The following is a 19,001-nucleotide window of genomic DNA, read 5'->3' as shown; positions in this document are numbered from 1 at the left end:
ATTCGAGGGCGGCGCGTTCGTCGCGGGGAATTGCTCGCTCCCGCTGCGCGCCTGTTCTCGTTCTGTGTCGGCGTCGTGGTCCCGGGCCCTAAGGCCGTGTGCGTCGCTTCACACGCCTGGTCGAATGGCCGCCGGCCCGTTCGGGCCGGCGGCCGGCGGGCTACGCCTGGCCGGGCACGGTCTCCCCGCGCAGCCTGCGGCGCTCCTCGACCAGCACGCGGCGCTCGTCGGCGACCTCCTCCGGCACGATGGCCGTCTGCACGTCGGGGGTGATGCCGTACCTCGCGTCCATCTCCGCGAGCCGGCGCTCGACCTCCTCGAGACGACCGTCACCAGCCTGGCCTTCGGCGTGCATCTGCACCTCCACGGTTCGATCGGAACGGCGGCTCAGGTCGGCCGCCGCCAGCACCTCGACCACATGACGGCCGAAGTGAACATCTGGGATCTCGACCTCGGACCCCGCTGCTGCGCGGACCAGTGCGGACACCGCGTTCGCGAAGCATTCCGGAGTATCGAAACGGACATCCGGAATGGCAGTTCGGCCATTATCGCCGTAGGCGACAAGCGTCTGCGCCTTGGCGGGCACCGGGACGGTCATGCTGAGCGTCGCGCTGCTGCTCGCCCCGGACCGGTGCCGCAGCACCAGGTGCGTCGTGTCCCCGGGCCCGGGGACCGCGGTAACGGCGGCCACCTCGCCGAGCAGCGGGAGCATCAGCCCCAGGGCGTGCGGGCCGACGTCCCACAGCGCGCCGAGCTCCTTGCGCCACGCGGAGTCGGCGTACGGCCCGCCCTCGATCCGCGCCGACCACTCGCCGTGCCCGCCCGTCCAGCCGCCGGTCGCCCGCGCCGCCGCCACCCACGCGGCGGTCGCCGGGTCGTAGCGACGGGTGAAGAAGACGGCGGAGGCGACCCCGGCCGCGGTGACCGCGGCCTCCAGCCGGCGCGCCGCGTCCGCGTCGGTCGCGACGGGCTTCTCGAGGAGCAGGTGCCTACCCGCCGCCGCGGCCCGCTCCGCCAGCAGCGCCTGCGCGGTCGGGGGCACCGCGAACGTCACCGCGTCGACGTCGTCCAGCAGCGCGTCGAAGCTCGGGTACGCGGTGGTGCCCACTGCGGAGGCGGCGGCAGCGGTGCGGGCGGGGTCACGGCCCCACACGCCGGCGAGCTCGGCCCGCCCCTCCCGGGCGAGGCGGGCCAACGTCGCGCCATGGGTCGTGCGAGCCCAGTGGCCGGTGCCGACCACGCCGAAGCGGAGTGCCATCGGCGGCACGCTACCCCGCGGCGTACGCGGTGAAGCGCTCGCGCTCCGGCGGCCGCGTCAGTGCGGGATCGGGTCCACGTCCACCGGGACCGGCAGCCCGTCCGAGCTCGCGTCGCGGACCGGGATCCAGAGGATGAACGTGCTGCCCTTGCCCGGCTCGGACTGCAGCGCGACGCGGCCGCGGTGGCTCTCGACGATCTGGCGGACGATGGCCAGCCCCAGCCCCGCATGCCCGTCGTGCCGCGCGCGGCGGCCGACGATGCGGGAGAAGCGGTCGAAGACCCGCCCCTGGTCGTCCGAGCCGATGCCCGGCCCCTGGTCCCGGACCGCCAGCCAGGCCCAGTCGCCGAGCCGGCCCCCGGCGAGCAGGACGTCGCCGCCGGGCGGGCTGAAGCGGACCGCGTTGCTCAGCAGGTTGCCCAGCGCCCGGCGCAGCGCGTCGCGGTCGCCGACCACCTTGACGCCGTCGACGAGCCCGGAGCGCAGATGGACCCCCGCCTCGCGGGCGACCAGCTCCTGCTCGTCCAGGGCCTCGCGCCCCACCGCGGCGAGGTCCACGTCGGACTCGACGAAGGCGGGCCCCGCCCGGCGTGCGGTGGCCAGCAGGTCGTCGACCAGCCGGGCCATCCGGTCGGTCGCGCGGCTGACCACGGCGACCGCGCGGGTGCGGTCCTCCTCCTCGGTGTCCGAGCGCGAGAGCACCGCGTCCACGTTGGCCCGGATGATCGCGAGCGGGTTGCGCAGCTCGTGGGAGGCGTCGTCGACGATCTGGCGCTGGGCCGTGAAGGCCGCGTCGAGCCGGTCCAGCATCGCGTCGATCGTGTCCGCCAGCCGGCGCAGCTCGTCGTCGGGGCCCTCGAGCCGGATCCGGCGCGAGATGTCCGTGGCCGTGATCTCGCGCGCGGTCTGGGTGATCCGGGCAACCGGGGCCAGCAGGCGGCCCGACAGCCACCAGCCGATGACCAGGCTGACGACGAGCAGGAGGGCGATCGCCCACAGCGAGTACTCGCGCAGCGTCTCCAGTGTCTGCTCGTTCACGCTCTGCCGGATGGCCCGCTGGCTGGTCAGCGAGACGCTGTTCAGCGGCAGCGAGCGCCCCTCGGAGTCGGTGAGGTAGAAGCCCTTGAGCTTGATCGGCTCGGGGACGCTCGCCGACTGCACCTGGTGTCGGACGGCGAGGTAGATCACCAGCACGACGAGGGTCGCCAGCCCGAACAGCAGGGCCGAGTACGTCACCGTCAGCCGGAAGCGGATCGTCCGCGCCCACATCGGGGCGTGGCGCGAGAGGCCGCCCCAGAGATCACTCACCGTCAGCCCTTGCGTGCCGTGCCGTCAGAAGTGCCACCCGAGACGCCGTCGGAGGCCGTGCTCGGGGTGCGGAGCCGGTAGCCCTGCCCGACGAGGGTCTCCAGCAGTTGCTCCTCGTCGTCCAACGACAGCTTGCGGCGCAGCGTGCCGACCGTGACCCGGACGGTCTGGGTGAACGGGTCCGCGTTCTCGTCCCACACGTGCTCGAGCAGGTCCTCGCTGCTGACGACGTGGCCGGGACGGCGCAGGAGGTACTCCAGGACGCCGAGCTCCTTGTTCGTGAGCTTGAGCTCGCGGCCGTCGCGGAAGGCGAGCCGGCGGGCGGTGTCCAGCTCCACCGGGCCCGAGCGCAGCACGGCGTCGCCGCCGGCCACCTCGCGGCGCAGCAGGGCCCGCAGCCGGGCCTGCAGCTCCTCGAACGCGAAGGGCTTGACCAGGTAGTCGTCGGCCCCGGCGTCGAGGCCGCGCACCCGGTGGTCGAGGGAGGACCGGGCGGTCAGCAGCAGCACCCGGGTGTCACTGCCGCTCGGGCCGTCGAAGGCGCCCGAGCGCAGTCGGCGCAGCAGGTCGACCCCGTCGGTGTCGGGCAGGTTGAGGTCGAGCACGACGACGTCGTACGCGTTGACCCCCAGCCGCTCCTCGGCCTGAGCGCCGGTGAGGGCGACGTCGACCGCGAACCCGGCCCGCGTCAGCCCGAACCGGAGGGCGTCGGCCAGGTCCTCCTCGTCCTCCACCACCAGCAGTCGCATGCGACGACCGTACGTGGCCGTCGCAGTGCCCGCGGACGGTTCGCGCGGCGTACCGGAGGCCGGGAACCGGCGGCTCGCGGAGCGCGTTGCGCGGTCGCGGCCTTCGGCTTGCTTTCGGCCTCCCGGCGTCTGCTGTCGGGGGCATCGGGTAGACCGGTGTGGGCCGGTGGGCGTCGCCGGGCGCCCTGCCGGGCCGAGGCCACGGGCGGCGACGACGCCGTCCAGCCCGGAAGCCGAACCAGTGTTCGAGCCAGTGCCGAACCGCCAGCGAAAGGGGCACCGCGCGATGGCGCAGTCCCACCCGGAGACGCTCGAGCGCGCTCTCTTCGAGGTCAAGCGCGTGATCGTCGGGCAGGACCGGATGGTCGAGCGGATGCTCGTCGCGCTGCTCGCGCGGGGGCACTGCTTGCTCGAGGGCGTCCCCGGCGTGGCGAAGACGCTCGCGGTCTCGACGCTGGCGCGGGTCGTCGGGGGCAGCTTCTCCCGCGTCCAGTTCACCCCGGACCTGGTCCCGAGCGACGTGGTGGGGACACGGATCTACCGCCCGTCCACCGAGACCTTCGACGTCGAGCTGGGCCCCGTCTTCGCGAACTTCGTCCTGGCCGACGAGATCAACCGCGCCCCGGCCAAGGTGCAGTCGGCCCTGCTCGAGGTCATGGCCGAGCGGCAGGTCAGCCTCGGGGGGCGCAGCTACCGGGTGCCGGACCCGTTCCTCGTCCTCGCGACGCAGAACCCGATCGAGAGCGAGGGCGTCTACCAGCTGCCCGAGGCCCAGCGGGACCGCTTCCTGATGAAGATCCTGGTGCCGTACCCGACCGCGGGGGAGGAGCTCGCGATCGTCCAGCGCATGAGCGTGGACGCTCCCGAGGCCTCGCAGATCCTCTCGCCCGAGTCGCTGCTCGCGCTGCAGGCCGAGGCCGACCGGGTCTTCGTGCACAACGCGGTCGCCGAGTACGCCGTGCGCCTCGTGCTGGCCACCCGGGAGCCGGCGTCGTACGGCCTCGGCGAGCTGTCCGGGGCACTGGCCTACGGCGCGTCTCCGCGGGCCAGCCTCGGCCTCGTCGCCGCCGGCCGCGCGCTCGCGCTGCTGCGCGGGCGCACGTACGTCCTGCCCACGGACGTCGCCGACGTCGCCGCCGACGTGCTGCCGCACCGGCTCGTCCTGTCCTTCGACGCGCTCGCCGACGGCATCGAGGCGGGGTACGTCGTGCAGCGGGTGCTCGCGACCGTCCCGCCGCCGCGCGTCGCTCCCCAGCAGCCGCCGACCCCGCCGGCGCCCCAGCCCCCCGCGCCGCCGGCGCAGGACGTGACGGGCTCCGGCTCGCAGGACGGGGACGAGCCGACCGTGCGGCTGGAGTCGGCGTGACCCGACCCGGCGCCGCGCCCGCGGCCGGGCCCGCCGGGCCCGCCCCGCTGCCCGCGGAGCTCGGGCGCGACCTGTCCAAGGCGCAGGCGCTGCGCCGGCTGGAGCTGACGATCACCCGGCGGCTCGAGGGGCTGCTGCACGGTGAGCACCTCGGGCTGCTGCCCGGCGTCGGCAGCGAGCCGGCCGAGTCGCGCGAGTACCGCGCCGGTGAGGACGACGTGCGCCGCATGGACTGGGCCGTCACCGCCCGCACGGCGGTCCCGCACGTCCGGGACCTGCTCGCCGACCACGAGCTCGTCACCACCGTCGCGCTGGACGCCAGCGCGAGCATGGACTTCGGCACGGCCGCCCGCGAGAAGCGCGACGTCGCGGTGGGCGCGGTGGCCGCCTTCGGCTTTCTCACCCAGCGCGGCGGCAACCGGCTCGGCGCCTACGCGCGGTCCGCCGGGGCGGAGCTGCGGTGGCCGGCCCGTTCCGGACGCGAGGCGCTGCTCGCGCTGCTCACCCGGCTCGCCGCGCTGCCGCGCGGCGAGGCGCGGCCGGGCGCGCGTACGTCCCTCGCCGAGCTGGCAGCCGGCGCCTCCGCGCAGGCCCGCCGCCGCGGCCTGATCGTGCTGGTCAGCGACTTCCTCGACCCCGACGTGGCCGAGTGGGAGCGGGCTGTGCGCCGGCTCGCGGTGCGCCACGACGTGGTGGCGGTCGAGGTGCTCGACCCGCGCGAGCTCGAGCTGCCCGACGTGGGTCTGCTGACCCTCGTCGACCCCGAGACCGGGCGCCGCCGCGAGGTGTGGACCGGCAGCCGCCGGCTGCGCGAGCGCTACGCCGCCGCCGCCGCCCAGCAGCGGGCGGACACGGCTACCGCCCTCGGCCGCGCCGGCGCGCGGCACCTGCGGCTGCGCACCGACGGCGACTGGGTCGCCGACGTGGCCCGCTTCGCCCTCGCCACCCGGCGGGGGGCGGCGTACTCGCGCCCGGCCCGGGCCGGCGAGGGTGCCGCCCACCCGACCCTCGTGGGGAGCGGCGCGTGAGCTTCCTCGCCCCGGAGCGGCTGCTCCTCCTGCTCGGTGTGGCCGCGCTGGCCGCGGCGTACGTCGCGATGCAGCGGCGGCGGACCGAGTATGCCGTCCGCTTCACCAACCTGGACCTGCTCGACCGGGTCGCCCCCCGGCGGCCCGGCTGGCGGCGGCACGTCCCGGCCGCGGCGTTCGTGCTGATGCTCGTCCTGCTCGTGGTCGGGTTCGCCCGGCCCGAGGCCGACGTCCGCGTCCCGCGCGAGCGGGCGACGATCCTCGTGGCGGTGGACGTCTCGCTCTCGATGCAGGCCGAGGACGTCGAGCCCGATCGCTTCGTCGCCGCCAAACGGGCGGCCTCCTCCTTCGTGGCCGAGCTGCCGGACTCCTTCGACGTCGGCCTCGTCGCCTTCAGCGGGGCGGCCAACGTCGTGGTCTCGCCGACCCAGGACCACGACGCGGTGCGGGCGGGGGTCGACGCCCTGCAGCTCGGCCCGAGCACGGCGATCGGCGAGGCGGTCTTCACCTCCCTCAACAGCATCGCGGCGACGAACTCGCGGGCGGGCACGGGTGGCGCCCGTCCACCCGCGCGGGTGGTGCTGCTCTCCGACGGCTCGAACACCGTCGGGCGCAGCCTCGAGGAGGCCGCCGCTGCGGCGCGAGAGGCCGCGGTGCCCGTCTCGACCATCGCCTATGGCACCGACGACGGCATGGTCCTCGTGGAGGGGCGCCCGGTGCCGGTCCCGGTCGACCGTGAGTCGCTCGCAGAGCTGGCGCAGGCGACGGGCGGGCGGGGCTACACCGCCCAGTCCGAGGACCAGCTCACGGAGGTCTACCGCAACATCAGCGGCTCGGTCGGCTACCGCACCGAGCGGCGGGAGGTGGCCGCGTGGTTCGTCGGGGCGGGCCTGTTGATGGCTCTCGCCGCGGCCGCCGCATCCCTGCGATGGTTTGCACGCCTGCCATGAGGGGTAGCGCCTCGTAGCCGTCCGAGATGATCGTCGCGGGTGCCTTGCGCGCAGCTCCTCGGTAGGCCAGCACGCGTGGCGCGCCGGGATGGAGACGCTTGATAGCCATCTGTCCAGGTAGGTGGAATACTGCGCCACTCAAGACCGAGGAGGGGCGCATGACCCAGCAAGGCCCTGAGCGAGACGAGCCGATGACGTTGTCCCGTCGCCGCCTGATGTCGGCGGGCACGGTCCTCGGCGTGGGTGCGTGGGTCGTACCGGCCTTCTCCGTGACCGTGCTCGACGCATCGTCCGCGGCGGCCGCGAGCCCGACCACGCCGTCGCAGCCGCCGTCGGCCACGCCGCCGCAGTCCACGCCGCCGGACGCGCCCGCGCCGACGGCCTCGACGCCGCCGGAGACGCTGCCGTCGGACACGGCGACGCCGACGCCCGAGGCGGAGCCGACGGAGATCGTGCCCAGCGACTCCGCGAGCCCCATCGCGAGCTCGACGACGCCGTCTGAGGCGCTGCCGGAGACGCTGCCGCGCACCGGAGCGTCCGTGATGCCCGCCGGTGTGATCGGCCTCGGGGCCGTGGCCACGGGCGTGGCCCTTCGCGTGGCCGCCACCCGTGCCAACCGCCCCGCAGCCGGCTCGGCCGGCGCGGGGGAGCCCCCGGCCGCTCCGTAGCCGGGCCGGCCGTCAGGTCGCCGGCGCCGGCTCGCCTTCGGGTGTCCGGCGCACGGCGACCAGGGCTGCCCGCGGGCAGCTGGCCAGGTCCGTGCCGCCGAAGCCGAGCGTCTCGTCGCACAGAGAGTGGACGCTCCACCCGAGCTCGGTCCCGTGCAGGGTCACGCACACCCGGTAGACCGTCGTCTCGAAGCGGCTCGGGGTGCCGTGCGCGACCTGCAGGCTGCCGACGAGCCGCGCGTCCCCCGGGTCCGTGGGGCTGGCCCAGGGGCGGTCGAAGCGCGACCACAGGGTGGGCTCGCAGCCCCAGACCCCACCCCGGGACGTCGTACGCCGGGCGATCTCCACGAGCACGCCGCGGGCCGCGCCCTGGGGCAGGATCGCTGCAGGCCGGATGACCTCGGCCATCGGCTCCGCGGCCGGGCCTTCCTCGGCCCAGCCCCGGCTCGCTACCTGGTGCACGTCGTCTCCCGTCGTGGCGCTTCTGCCCGACCTGTCGGCAGGTCCGGCCGCCGACTGCAGCTCCGCGTCGTGGTCTTCACCGGGAGCCCGGAGCCGCGGCGACGGGCTAGGCGACCGGTTGCGGGACGGGCTGCGTTCCGGGGCTGGTGATCGCGGGCCGCAGCGGGCACAATGTGCAGTGGAGGGGCAGCAGGCGCACGCCGCCGGACCGCTCGACCGAGGCCGCAGGGGAAGGCGTACCTCGATCGACCCGGGAGGCATCGTGAGCGTCGGCTCGACCCGTCCACGGACGTCCGCCGCCACACGCGGAGTCGTCCTGGTGCACTCTGCACCGCCGGCGCTGTGCCCCCACGTCGAGTGGGCTTTGGCCGCAGTGCTGGGCACGCGTGTCCCGCTGGAGTGGACCGCGCAGCCCGCCGCACCCAACGTCCTGCGGGCCGAGCTGTCCTGGCAGGGGACGCCGGGCACCGGCGCGCGCCTCACGTCCGCGCTGCGCGACTGCCGGCTGCTCCGCTTCGAGGTCACCGAGGAGCCGAGCCCGGGCGCCGAGGGGGAGCGCTACGCCTTCACCCCGTCACTGGGCCTGTTCAGCGCCGTCATGAGCGTGCACGGCGACATCCTCGTGCCCGAGGAGCGGCTTCGCACCGCTGTCGCCGAGGCGTCCACCGGAGGCGTGCCGCTCCCGGACGCGATCGCCCGCCTGCTCGGCACGTCCTGGGACGCCGAGCTCGAGGCCTTCCGCCGGGCGGGCGAGGGCGCGCCCGTGCGCTGGCTGCACCAGGTGGTCTGACGCGCGCTCTCCCCGCGACACGTCAGCGGTGATCATGCACGACCCGGTCAGTCGCCCCCAGGCTGATCGCCCTGTGGACAACTGACACGGTCGTGCATGATCACCGCTGAGGTGGGGGGAGTGAAGGGTCAGACGGTGCGCAGGATGAGCACCACGTTGTGCCCGCCGAAGCCGAACGAGTTGTTCATCGCGGCGAGCTGCCCCTCGGCCGGCAATGCGCGCGGCGAGCCCTTCACGACGTCGAGGACGATGTCGTCGTCCGGGTCGTCGAGGTTGACCGTCGGCGGTGCCTGCCGGTCGCGCAACGCCAGGATCGTGAAGATCGACTCGATCGCGCCGGCCGCGCCGAGCGTGTGCCCGGTCATCGACTTGGTCGCCGAGACCGCGACCCGGTCCGCGGCCGGGCCGAGCGCCCGGCGTACGCCGTTGACCTCGGCGATGTCGCCGACCGGGGTCGAGGTGGCGTGCGCGTTGAGGTGGACGATGTCCTCCGGTGCCAGCCCGGCCTCGTCGAGCGCGGCCTTGATGGCGCGGATGACGCCCTCGCCCTCCGGCTCGGGGGCCGTGATGTGGTAGCCGTCGGACGTGACGCCCACCCCCGCGACCTCCGCGTAGACCGCGGCGCCGCGCGCGCGGGCGTGCTCGGCCGACTCGAGCACGACGACGCCGGCGCCCTCACCGAGGACGAAGCCGTCGCGGCCCTTGTCGTAGGGGCGCGAGGCCCGCTCCGGCTCGTCGTTGCGGGTCGACATGGCCCGCATCGCCGCGAAGCCGGCGATCGGCAGCGGGTGGATGGCCGCCTCGGTGCCGCCTGCGATGACCACGTCGGCCCGGCCGGACCGGATCATCTCGACGCCGTAGCCGATCGCCTCCGAGCCCGACGCGCACGCGCTGACCGTCGTGTGGACACCGGCGCGGGCGCCGAACTCCAGGCCGATCGAGGCGGACGGGCCGTTGGGCATCAGCATCGGGACCGTGAGCGGAAGGATCCGCCGCGGGCCCTTCTCCAGCAGGATGTCGTACGCGTCGAGCAGCGTGGTGACGCCGCCGATGCCCGAGGCGATGACCGCCCCGAGCCGCGTGCCCTCCACCTCGAGCGGCGCGTCGCGGGAGGCGTCGTTCCACGCCTCCCGCGCCGCGATGAGCGACATCTGGCTGGAGCGGTCGTTGCGCTTGACCTCCTGGCGGGTCAGGACGTCCGCCGGCTCGACGGCCAGCGGGGCGCCGATCTTGACCGGGAGGTCGAAGCGCTCCACCCACTCGTACGGAAGGACACGCGCGCCGGACTTGCCGGCGAGCACGGCGGACCAGGTGGACGGGACGTCACTGCCCAGAGGGGTCGTCGCACCGAGCCCGGTGACGACGACGGAGGTCGTTTCGCTCATGGGTTGCCGAAGGCTCCTTCAGCCCTGCTTGACGATGAAGTCCACGGCGTCGCGCACGGTCTTGAGGTCCTTGACCGAGTCGTCCGGGATCTTGACGCCGAAGCGCTCTTCTGCGTTCACCACGACGGTCATCATCGACAGCGAGTCGATGTCGAGGTCGTCGGTGAAGGACTTGTCCAGGGAGACCTGGTCCTGCGGGAGGCCGGTCTCGTCGTGGATCAGCTCGGCGAGGCCCGCGAGGACTTCCTGCTCGCTGAGTGCCATGCGCTCTCCTAGATGTTCGGTACGGGCCCGCCGCGGGTGCGACGGGACGGCTCAGAATGCCAGGGGTGCCGGCTCGGGCAGACGGGACGCGCCCGCCGGGCCGAGCGTGGGCAGGGTCACGACCTGCGCGGCGTGCGAGAGCCCGCCGCCGAAGCCGACGAGCAGGGCCAGGTCGCCGGGCTGCACACGCCCGGCGGACAGCACCTGCTCCATGGCCAGGGGGACCGACGCCGCCGACGTGTTGCCGGTGTGGCGCAGGTCGTCCGCGACGACGACGTGCTCCGGCAGCTTCATGTACTTCGTCATCGCGTCGATGATGCGGATGTTGGCCTGGTGCGGGACGAACGCCGCCAGCTGCTCGGCCTTGAGGCCGGCGAGCTCGAGCGCCTTCGCCGCGGTCCGCGGCATCTCGGTGACGGCCCAGCGGAAGACCGACTGCCCCTTCTGGAAGAGCAGCGGCCGCTCGGCGGCCAGGCCACGGGCCACGTCGGCGAGCGGCGGCAGGACGCCGAGCGCCTCGGACTGCTCGCCCCAGGAGCCCCACGCGACGGGGCCGATGCCCGGCTCGTCCGCCGCGCTCACGACCACGGCGCCGGCGCCGTCGCCGAACAGGAACATGGTCGTGCGGTCGTGGAAGTTCATGATGTCGGTGATGCGCTCCGCGCCGACCACCAGGACGTTGCGGGCGTTGCCCGCGCGGATCGCCTGGTCGGCGACGGCGAGGGCGTAGGTGAACCCGGCACAGGCGGAGTTGAGCTCCAGCGCGCCGCCGCGGGTGCCGAGCGCGGCCTGCAGCAGGTTCGCGGAGGTCGGCGTGGTGGAGAAGCCGGTCATGGTCGCCAGCAGCACCAGGTCGATGTCCGCGCCGGTCAGCCCGGCACCGGCCAGCGCCTGCCGGGACGCCGCCTCGGCCATGCCGACCAGCGTCTCGTCGTCGGCGGCCCAGCGCCGCTCCGCGATGCCGCTGCGCTGCTGGATCCACTCGTCCGAGGACTCGATGAAGGTGCAGATCTCGGCGTTGTCCACGACGCGCCGCGGCCGGTAGGCCCCGAGCGACACGAGCCGCGAGCCGCGCGGCGTGGCCGGCAGCCTGATCTCGAATCCCTTCTCGGTGCCGCTCACCGCCGGCCCTCCGTGTCCCCGCCGGTGCCGTGCTCGCGCACGAGGGCGCGCGCGGCGTCCAGGTCGTCCGGGGTCTTCAGGGCGAGGATCTCGATGCCCTTGAGGCCGCGCTTGGCCAGCCCGGCGAGCGTCCCGGCCGGCGGCAGCTCGATGAGGGCGGTGACGCCGAGCTTCTGCAACGCCTCGGTGCACAGGTCCCAGCGGACCGGGTTGGCGACCTGGGCCACGATCCGGTCGAGGGCCTCGCGCCCGGAGCCGACCTGCTCGCCGTCCCGGTTCGACAGCAACGGCACCCGCGGGTCGGCGGGCTCCAGCCCGGCGGCCACCGCGGCGAGCGCGTCCACGGCGGGGCGCATGTGCTCGGTGTGGAACGCGCCGGCGACCTGCAGCGGGACGAGCCGCGTTCGCGCCGGCGGGGCCGCGGCGAAGGCGGCGAGCTGGTCGAGGGTGCCCCCGACGACCAGCTGGCCGCTGCCGTTGTCGTTGGCCGGGGTGAGCCCGGCGGCCGCGACAGCGGCGAGCACCTCGTCGCGGTCGCCGCCGAGGACCGCGGTCATCCCGGTTCGGGTGGTTGCCGCGGCGGCCGCCATCGCGTCCCCACGGGCGCCCACCAGGGTCATGGCCTGCTCGCCGGTCAGCACCCCGGCGGCGTACGCCGCGGTCAGCTCGCCGACCGAGTGCCCGGCGACCACGTCGTACGCCCCGGCACCGGCCGGGTCGTCGGAGCCCACGAGCTCGGCGAGCGCGGCGACGCCCGCGGCCACGAGCAGCGGCTGGGCCACCGCCGTGTCCCGGATCGTGTCGGCGTCGGCCTCCGTGCCGTAGTGGGCGAGGCCGAGGGCGCCGGCCGCCGCATCGGGACGAGCCTGCAGCGCGTGCGAGAGCGCGGCCAGGCGCGCGGCGAAGCCGGGAAGGGCCAGCCACGGGGTGAGGAAGCCGGGGGATTGGGCCCCCTGACCGGGAGCGACGACGACGAGCACCCTGCCTACCCTTCCTGTCCGGCGGTTGAACAGCCGGTAACGACGCGGACGAATCCTGGCGTCCCGGATCGTAGGTTCCCTACAAACGACCGGGCATGTGCGCGGGCCGCCCTCATCCTGCGGGCGGCTGCCCCTCGGTCGCCGCGAGCCGGCCCAGGGCGAGCGCGAGGCGCAGCGCGAAGGCGTCCCGCGGCTCGGCAGGGGCGTAGCCGGTCAGCTCGGCGACGCGCCGAAGGCGGTAGCGCACGGTGTTGGGGTGGACGAAGAGCATCCGGGCCGCGCCCTCCAGCGAGCCCGCGTGCTCCAGGTAGGCCGACAGCGTGTCGGCGAGCGCCGGGCCGGCGGCCGCCAGCGCCGCGTACGTCCCCTCCACCAGCGTGCGGCGGGCCTCCGCGTCGCCGGTGAGCGCCCGCTCGGGCAGCAGCTCCCCGGCCAGCACGGGGCGGGGGGCTCCCGGCCATGCCGGGGCCGCCTGCAGCCCGGCGAGCGCGGACCGGGCGGAGCCGCCGGCACCGAGCAGGTCGGCCACCACCGGGCCGACGACCACCGGCCCGGGGCCGAAGCACGCCGAGAGCCGGCGGACGAGCGTCAGGCCGCCCGCGCCCACCTGGTCGCGCGGGTCGTCGAGGACGTCCGCGGTCGCCCCCAGGATCACCACGAGCCGCTCGCCCTGCACGGCGGCGAGCGCGTCCGCGCCCGCTGCCCGCGCGGCCCGGTGGACCTCGTCGACGACGGCCTCCGGCTCGCCGGCCGGTGTGGTGCCCACGACGGCGAGCGCCGCGTCGGTGGCCCGCCAGCCCAGCGCTGCCGCCCGGGAGCGCACGGCCTCGTCCGCCTCGGCCCGCAGCAGCGCGTCGACGACGAGCGCCTCCAGCCTGGCGTCCCACGCGCCGCGCGCCTCGGCGGCCTGCGCGTACACCTGGGCAGCGGCGAACGCGACCTCGCGCGAGTACTGCAGGACGGCCTCGCGCAGCAGCGCCCGGTCCGCCGGGCTGCCCAGCTGCTCGATGCCCTCCTCGACGACGGCGATCGTCACGCGGACGAGCTCGACGGTCTGCTGCAGCGTCACGGCGCGAGCCAGCTCGCGCGGAGCGGTCCCGAACACGTCCACGCTGATGGCACGGTCCGTGCGCGGGTTGCGGAACCACTCGACGAAGGCGGCGATGCCGGCCTGTGCCACCAGGTTCACCCAGGACCGGTCCTCCGCGGCCATGGCGCCGTACCAGGGCAGCGTCTCCATCCGGGCGACGGCCGCCGTGGCGAGGGCGCCGATCTGCCGCTCCAGCCGTGCCGCCGTCTCCGCCGGAGGTGGGACCGGGGCGCCTGGCACGCGGGCACTGTACGTCCCGCGGCCTGCCGCGCCGGCCTCTGCGCTTGTGGCGTGCCGACAAGCAGGCGCCGCGGCGATAGCGTCGGCCCGTGGCAGAGCAGACGGCGGGCAGCGACGGTCCGATCGAGCCGGTGGACGCCCTGCGCCGCATCGCGTTCCTGCTCGAGCGGGCGCTGGAGCCCACGTACCGTGTCCGGGCGTTCCGCGCAGCGGCGGCGGTCGTGGAGGGGCTGCCCCGCGGGGAGCTGGAGCGGCGGGCGAAGGCGTCGTCGCTGACCGAGCTCAAGGGGCTGGGCAAGGTGACCGCGACCGTGGTCGCCGAGGCGTTGGTCGGCGAGGTGCCGGTGTACCTGCGCCGACTGGAGGCGACCGGCGGCCGGCCGGTCGCGGAGGGCGGCGCGGAGCTGCGCGCGGCCCTGCGAGGGGACCTGCACACCCACAGTGACTGGAGCGACGGCGGCTCGCCGATCCGGGAGATGGCGCTGGCCATGCGCGAGCTCGGCCACGAGTACGCCGCGCTGACCGACCACTCGCCCCGGCTCACCGTCGCCAACGGGCTCTCGCCGGAGCGGCTGCGCCGCCAGCTGGACGTCGTCGCCGAGCTCAACGCCGAGCTCGCGCCCTTCCGGCTGCTGACCGGTATCGAGGTGGACATCAACGAGGACGGGACGCTGGACCAGGAGGACGAGCTGCTGGCCCGGCTCGACGTGGTCGTGGCCTCGGTGCACTCGAAGCTGCGCTCACCGAGGGACGTGATGACCGAGCGCATGCTGGCCGCGGTGAGCAACCCGCACACCGACGTGCTCGGCCACTGCACCGGGCGCAACGTGACCACGGGAGGGCGGGGCGGCCGGCTGCGCCCGGAGTCCGAGTTCGACGCGGCAGCGGTGTTCGCGGCGTGCGCGCAGAACGGGGTGGCCGTGGAGGTGAACTGCCGGCCCGAGCGGCTCGACCCGCCGAAGCGGCTGCTCCGGCTGGCGGTCGAGGCCGGCTGCTACGTGTCGATCGACACCGACGCGCACGCGCCCGGGCAGCTGGACTGGCAGCCCTACGGGTGCGAGCGCGCGGCGGCCTGCGGCGTGCCGGCCGAGACCGTGGTGAACACCTGGCCGGTGGAGCGGCTGCTCGAGTGGGCCGGCCGTGCGGGCTGAGGGCGCCGCTGGCACGCTGGACGGGTGCTCTCCCTCGGCCTCGCCCGCCGGCTGCGCGATGCCGGCCTGACGTGGGAGCCGGCGAGCGGTGACCGCTTCGTGCTGCTCGGCCCGGAGATGACCGACGACGTGTTCGTGCTCAGCGACATGGTCGCGGACGTGCACCACTTCCCCAGCGGTCCCGTCATCGGGTTCAACGGCACGGTCGAGTGGGCGCTGGACAGTGTGTCGGCCGACGACGCCCTCTGGCTGCCGACGGAGGAGCAGCTGCGCGAGCGGCTCGGCGACGCGTTCGACCGGCTCGAGCGCACCGGTGACGGCTTCCGGGTGGTGTGCGGCGCTGCCGCCTTCGAGGCGCTGTGGGCCGACGACGCGTACGCCCTGGCGCTGCTGGAACGGCTCGGCGCGTGATCGTCGACGTCCGTCGGTCGGCCGACCGCTTCGCGACCCGCACCGACTGGCTCGACATGCGCTCGTCGTTCTCCTTCGAGCACCACTACGACCCGGCCAACATCTCCTTCGGGCTGCTGCTCGCCGTCAACGAGGTCTCGCTCGCCCCGGGGACCGGCTTCGACACCCACGCGCACCGCGACGTCGAGGTCGTCACGTGGGTGCTGTCCGGCACGCTGCTGCACTCGGACTCGGCCGGGCACTCGGGCGCCGTACGCCCCGGGCAGGTCCAGCGGATGGGGGCCGGGCGCGGGGTGGAGCACACCGAGCGGGCGCCGGCCGCGGAGCCGGTGCGCTTCCTGCAGATGTGGCTGCGGCCCGCCGAGCACGGCACGGAGCCCGAGTACTCCCAACGGGACGTGGGGGACGCCCTCGGCGGCGGGGGCTGGGTCACGGTCGCGTCGGGGACGGGGCAGGGCGTCCCGCTCGCACAGCCGGCCGCGGCGCTGCACGTCGCCCGGCTCCCGGCGGGCGGCCGCGTGCCGCTGCCCGCCGCGCCGTACCTGCACCTGTTCGTCGCCCGGGGGGACGTGCAGGTCGAGGGCGTGGGCAAGCTCTCCGCCGGGGACGCGGCGCGTCTGAGGGAGGTCGAGGACGGGACGCTCTGCGCCACCGGCGCGGCCGAGGTCCTGGCCTGGGAGATGTCGGCGATGCCGCGCTGAGGCGTCGGGGAGACTAGGGCCATGCAGTCCTCGCTCCGGTCGGTGGTGGTCGTCGGTGGAGGGCTCGCCGGCCTGAGCACCTGTTCTGCGCTTCGTGCATTCGGATTCGCTGAAGAGCTGGTGCTGCTTGCTGCGGAGCCGCACCTTCCCTACGATCGGCCGCCACTGAGCAAGGAAGTGCTCACGGGCGCCTTGAGCCCAGCGGGCGTCGAGCTGCGGCCGGAGCAGTGGTACGCCGACAACCGCGTCGACGTGCGGCTCGGCACGCGCGCGGTCGCCCTGCGGGCGGGGGAGGGGGCCGTCGAGACCGGGGACGGGAGGGTGGTCCGGGCCGACGCCGTGGTCCTCGCGACCGGCGGCGTGCCCCGGCCGCTGCCCGTGCCCGGCGGCGAGCTGGCCCGGGTGCTGCGGACGCGGGACGACGCGGAGGAGCTGCGCGCGGCCCTCGCGCCGGGGGCGCGGCTGCTCGTCGTCGGCGGGGGGCTCATCGGCGCGGAGGTGGCCTCGAGCGCGATGTCGCTGGGCTGCGAGGTGACGGTCGCCGACCCCGACCCGCTCCCGCTCGCCGGCGCGGTCGGCGCGGTCGTCGCGGCGCACCTGCACGCGCAGCACCCGGCTGCGGGGGTGCGCGTCCTCGAGGCGGGTGTCACCGCGCTGGAGCGGCGCGGCGCGGCGGTGCACGCACGGCTCTCGGCGAACCCCGTGGCCGAGGAGGTCGAGGCCGATGTCGTGCTGGCCGGCATCGGCATCGTCCCGGACGACGGGCTGGCGTCCGCGGCGGGGGCGGACGTCGGGGCGGGGGTGCTCGTCGGGCCGGACATGCGAAGCTCGATTCCGGAGATCTTGGCCGTGGGCGATGTGGCCCGCCCGCGCGGCTCCAGGGGCCCGCTCGCGCGGCGGGAGCACTGGGAGGCGGCCGTGCGCACCGGTGAGGCCGCTGCGGCGGCCCTGCTGGGCACGCCGGCGCCGGCGCCGGTGCAGCCGTGGTTCTGGACCGACCGCTACGGCGTGCACGTCGAGGTGGCGGGCTTGGTACCGCCGGAGGCGGCGCCCGTGCTGCGCGGCGACCCGGCGTCCGGCTCCTTCGCCGTCTTCTTCCTCGAGGCCGGACGCCTGGCCGCGGCCGTCTCGGTCGATCGCGGCCCCGAGGCGCGGGCCTCGCGGCGGCTGGTGGACGCCGCGGCGGCGGTCGAGCCGGCGACGCTGGCCGACGAGTCGGTGGACCTGCGCAAGCTCGCACGCGCTACGCGTGGATGACACTTCCCACTCGCCTCGGCCGTTGCTGCCGGGGAAGGCCGGGTAGCCCATTGACGACCGGTGCCGCCCGGCACCCCATCGAGCGAGGAGGGTTCGGCAACCTGTGGCAGGCGCGGACGAGAAGGACAAGCTGGGGCTCACCGTCACGCAAGTGGCGGCGGGAGCGCTGGCGGCGGTCTCCGCCTCGGTCGCGAGCTCCTTCCTGGGAGTGGCCGGAACGGTGATCGGCGCGGCCGTGATGAGCGTGGTGGCGACGACCGGGTCGGCGATCTACGGGCTCTCGCTGCGGCGCGGGCAGGAGCGGCTGGCGCAGACCCTGCGCCGGCCCGCCATGGGCCCGGACGAGGGAACGGCACCGACGCAGGCGATGCCCGTCGCGCCGGCGGGGGGCACCCCTCCCGAGGGCGCTTCGGAGCGCGGCCTCTCCCGGCGGGCCTGGCTCTCGATCGCGGGCGCCGCGCTGGCCGTCTTCCTCGTCGCCATGGTCGTGGTGACGAGCTTCGAGGCGATCGCCGGCCGGCCGCTCTCGTCGCTGTTCGGCGACGGCAGCTCGGGCGGGACCAGCGTGACCCGCCTGGTCGGGGAGGGCTCTGGCTCAACAGACGACGAGCCGACCGCCCCGGCGTCCTCGCCGTCCCCGCAGGCCTCGGACGAGGCGACGCCCGGTTCCTCGCCGAGCGGCGCCCCGACCCCGGAGGCGACCCCCTCCGCGAGCCATGCGCCCGACGCCAGCTCGTCGCCGGCCGTCATCCCCTCGTCGAGCGCGACGCCGGAGGCGACGCCGACCCTCGCCCCCACGCCCAGCGCTGCGCCCTCGACGTCGGCGCCCGCCGCCGTGCCGGCGGAGCCTCCCGCGCCGGCCGCGGAGTAGCGCAGGTCAGCGCGCGGCCGGGGCTGATCGACCAGCCGCGGCCGCGGGCTGCCCTGCAGCTGCCAGGAGCGCGAGGAAGCGCTCGGCGTCGCGGGCCCGTGGCAGGTTGTTGAACATCACGTACGGCGCCGACCGCTCTGCGACGAGGCCGCGAAGACGCTGCAGCTCCTCGTCACTGTGCACGTGCCGCATCCCCGACGTGCCGTGGAGCCGGTAGTAGGTCTGCTCGGGCGTCACCGTCTCGGCCTGCATCGGGTCGGCGACATGGGCGAGCGCCAGCTCCCGGCAGAGCGTGCGGACGAGGTCGGCCGGCCAGTCGCCGCGCGGCTCCCACAGCAGCCGGACGCCCGGCGGGCGGTCCACCGCGCCGAGGAAGGAACGCATGCGGTCGACGTTCTCGGCAGTGGGTCGGAAGCTCTTCGGGCATTGCAGGAGGACGGCGGTCGCGTCGAGCAGGCCTGCGCAGTGCACGGTGCGCGCCCATCCCTCGAGCACCGCGGGCGTCGAGCGGAACGAGCCCACCTGGCCGCGCTGCTCGGGCGGGAGCGGCTGCTTGAGCCGGCGGTAGGTCGGGCTCGAGGACTCGTGGGTGATGACCTGCCATGCCTTGACGGTGAACTCGAAGCCGTCCGGCACCGACGCGCGCCAGCGGCGGAGCAGAGCGTCGTCGGGCGGCTCGTAGAACGTGTGCTGGACCTCGAGCACGGGAAACCGGGCCGCGTAGGACGACATCGCCACCGTCCAGCCGCACAGCCCGACGCGTGGGACGCCGGCCGATGTGTCGAAGCTTATCTGACGTAGGTCCCCGTTCAGCCACCGGTGAGACCGCCCCGCCGGAGTCCTCGCCACGTCCCCCGGCCGGGTGAACGGGAGGGGAGCGGGCACGAGCGTGGCCGTGGTGCAGGAGCATCCCGATGTTCTACTAGAAGACTTCTGGGTAGAGCGCCTTC

The 19,001-nt window shown here is 75.2% G+C and carries 20 protein-coding genes; 10 read left to right on the top strand and 10 right to left on the bottom strand.

Annotation, left to right across the window (positions count from 1 at the left end; all coding sequences use genetic code 11):
- Nucleotides 1–160 precede the first annotated feature (160 nt).
- The 3 genes from G9H72_RS07010 to G9H72_RS07000 are packed head-to-tail and all read right to left on the bottom strand — an operon-like array spanning nucleotide 161 to nucleotide 3,315.
- On the bottom strand, nucleotides 161–1,258 hold the full coding sequence (locus G9H72_RS07010; RefSeq protein ID WP_166169297.1) for a Gfo/Idh/MocA family protein: 1,098 nt from the start codon (nucleotides 1,256–1,258) through the stop codon (nucleotides 161–163).
- A gap of 57 nt (nucleotides 1,259–1,315) precedes the next feature.
- Complete coding sequence (locus G9H72_RS07005; RefSeq protein WP_331272064.1) at nucleotides 1,316–2,566, bottom strand: sensor histidine kinase; 1,251 nt, start codon at nucleotides 2,564–2,566, stop codon at nucleotides 1,316–1,318.
- A gap of 2 nt (nucleotides 2,567–2,568) precedes the next feature.
- Nucleotides 2,569–3,315, bottom strand: coding sequence for a response regulator transcription factor (locus G9H72_RS07000; RefSeq protein WP_166169295.1), 747 nt, complete (start codon nucleotides 3,313–3,315; stop codon nucleotides 2,569–2,571).
- 286 nt (nucleotides 3,316–3,601) lie between these two features.
- Between G9H72_RS07000 and G9H72_RS06995 the strand changes: the two genes are divergently transcribed.
- From G9H72_RS06995 to G9H72_RS06980, 4 genes are all read left to right on the top strand, one after another.
- Nucleotides 3,602–4,681, top strand: coding sequence for an AAA family ATPase (locus tag G9H72_RS06995; protein ID WP_231126579.1), 1,080 nt, complete (start codon nucleotides 3,602–3,604; stop codon nucleotides 4,679–4,681).
- 47 nt (nucleotides 4,682–4,728) lie between these two features.
- Complete coding sequence (locus G9H72_RS06990) at nucleotides 4,729–5,709, top strand: DUF58 domain-containing protein (RefSeq protein WP_166169905.1); 981 nt, start codon at nucleotides 4,729–4,731, stop codon at nucleotides 5,707–5,709.
- On the top strand, nucleotides 5,706–6,659 hold the full coding sequence (locus tag G9H72_RS06985; protein WP_166169291.1) for a VWA domain-containing protein: 954 nt from the start codon (nucleotides 5,706–5,708) through the stop codon (nucleotides 6,657–6,659). Before G9H72_RS06990 ends, G9H72_RS06985 begins: the two co-directional genes overlap by 4 nt.
- A gap of 158 nt (nucleotides 6,660–6,817) precedes the next feature.
- Nucleotides 6,818–7,327 (top strand): hypothetical protein, encoded by a 510-nt coding sequence (locus tag G9H72_RS06980; RefSeq protein WP_166169289.1) that lies wholly within the window; start codon nucleotides 6,818–6,820, stop codon nucleotides 7,325–7,327.
- Between the two features lie 12 nt (nucleotides 7,328–7,339).
- Here the strand turns inward: G9H72_RS06980 and G9H72_RS06975 are convergent, their stop codons facing one another.
- Complete coding sequence (locus G9H72_RS06975; RefSeq protein WP_166169064.1) at nucleotides 7,340–7,789, bottom strand: hypothetical protein; 450 nt, start codon at nucleotides 7,787–7,789, stop codon at nucleotides 7,340–7,342.
- A 262-nt stretch (nucleotides 7,790–8,051) separates the two neighbouring features.
- On the opposite strand from G9H72_RS06975, the gene G9H72_RS22845 reads away from it, so the two are divergent.
- The gene (locus tag G9H72_RS22845) at nucleotides 8,052–8,579 is read left to right on the top strand and encodes a DUF3145 domain-containing protein (RefSeq protein ID WP_331272062.1); all 528 of its coding nucleotides are present in this window, start codon (nucleotides 8,052–8,054) and stop codon (nucleotides 8,577–8,579) included.
- Nucleotides 8,580–8,707: 128 nt separating this feature from the next.
- Here the strand turns inward: G9H72_RS22845 and fabF are convergent, their stop codons facing one another.
- The 5 genes from fabF to G9H72_RS06945 all read right to left on the bottom strand — a co-directional run bounded on the left by fabF (nucleotide 8,708) and on the right by G9H72_RS06945 (nucleotide 13,660).
- On the bottom strand, nucleotides 8,708–9,964 hold the full coding sequence (gene fabF, locus G9H72_RS06965) for a beta-ketoacyl-ACP synthase II (protein WP_166169285.1): 1,257 nt from the start codon (nucleotides 9,962–9,964) through the stop codon (nucleotides 8,708–8,710).
- Nucleotides 9,965–9,982: 18 nt separating this feature from the next.
- A complete protein-coding gene (locus G9H72_RS06960; protein WP_166169283.1) occupies nucleotides 9,983–10,228 on the bottom strand; it encodes an acyl carrier protein in 246 nt (81 codons plus the stop codon).
- 51 nt (nucleotides 10,229–10,279) lie between these two features.
- On the bottom strand, nucleotides 10,280–11,350 hold the full coding sequence (locus G9H72_RS06955) for a beta-ketoacyl-ACP synthase III (RefSeq protein ID WP_166169281.1): 1,071 nt from the start codon (nucleotides 11,348–11,350) through the stop codon (nucleotides 10,280–10,282).
- On the bottom strand, nucleotides 11,347–12,330 hold the full coding sequence (locus G9H72_RS06950; protein WP_166169279.1) for an ACP S-malonyltransferase: 984 nt from the start codon (nucleotides 12,328–12,330) through the stop codon (nucleotides 11,347–11,349). Before G9H72_RS06950 ends, G9H72_RS06955 begins: the two co-directional genes overlap by 4 nt.
- A 112-nt stretch (nucleotides 12,331–12,442) precedes the next feature.
- Nucleotides 12,443–13,660 (bottom strand): PucR family transcriptional regulator, encoded by a 1,218-nt coding sequence (locus G9H72_RS06945; RefSeq protein ID WP_331272061.1) that lies wholly within the window; start codon nucleotides 13,658–13,660, stop codon nucleotides 12,443–12,445.
- Nucleotides 13,661–13,782: 122 nt separating this feature from the next.
- Between G9H72_RS06945 and G9H72_RS06940 the strand changes: the two genes are divergently transcribed.
- The 5 genes from G9H72_RS06940 (at nucleotide 13,783) to G9H72_RS06920 (ending at nucleotide 18,051) form a co-directional block, all read left to right on the top strand.
- Entirely contained in the window at nucleotides 13,783–14,811 is a 1,029-nt protein-coding gene (locus G9H72_RS06940; RefSeq protein WP_166169901.1) for a PHP domain-containing protein, read from the top strand.
- Between the two features lie 24 nt (nucleotides 14,812–14,835).
- Nucleotides 14,836–15,222: a pilus assembly protein CpaE gene (locus G9H72_RS06935; protein WP_166169277.1), complete on the top strand. Its 387-nt coding sequence runs from the start codon at nucleotides 14,836–14,838 to the stop codon at nucleotides 15,220–15,222.
- A complete protein-coding gene (locus G9H72_RS22840; RefSeq protein ID WP_331272059.1) occupies nucleotides 15,219–15,923 on the top strand; it encodes a pirin family protein in 705 nt (234 codons plus the stop codon). The genes G9H72_RS06935 and G9H72_RS22840 overlap by 4 nt, the downstream gene beginning before the upstream one ends.
- A gap of 21 nt (nucleotides 15,924–15,944) precedes the next feature.
- Nucleotides 15,945–17,180, top strand: coding sequence for an NAD(P)/FAD-dependent oxidoreductase (locus tag G9H72_RS06925; RefSeq protein WP_166169275.1), 1,236 nt, complete (start codon nucleotides 15,945–15,947; stop codon nucleotides 17,178–17,180).
- 103 nt (nucleotides 17,181–17,283) lie between these two features.
- Nucleotides 17,284–18,051: a hypothetical protein gene (locus G9H72_RS06920; RefSeq protein WP_166169273.1), complete on the top strand. Its 768-nt coding sequence runs from the start codon at nucleotides 17,284–17,286 to the stop codon at nucleotides 18,049–18,051.
- Nucleotides 18,052–18,057: 6 nt separating this feature from the next.
- Here G9H72_RS06920 and G9H72_RS06915 read toward each other — a convergent pair whose 3' ends face one another.
- Entirely contained in the window at nucleotides 18,058–18,783 is a 726-nt protein-coding gene (locus G9H72_RS06915; protein ID WP_196790886.1) for a DUF72 domain-containing protein, read from the bottom strand.
- Between the last annotated feature and the right edge of the window lie 218 nt (nucleotides 18,784–19,001).

The sequence above is a fragment of the Motilibacter aurantiacus genome, from assembly GCF_011250645.1.
Classification (GTDB): Bacteria; Actinomycetota; Actinomycetes; order Motilibacterales; family Motilibacteraceae; genus Motilibacter_A; species Motilibacter_A aurantiacus.
This window is presented reverse-complemented; position numbering and strand designations above follow the sequence as displayed.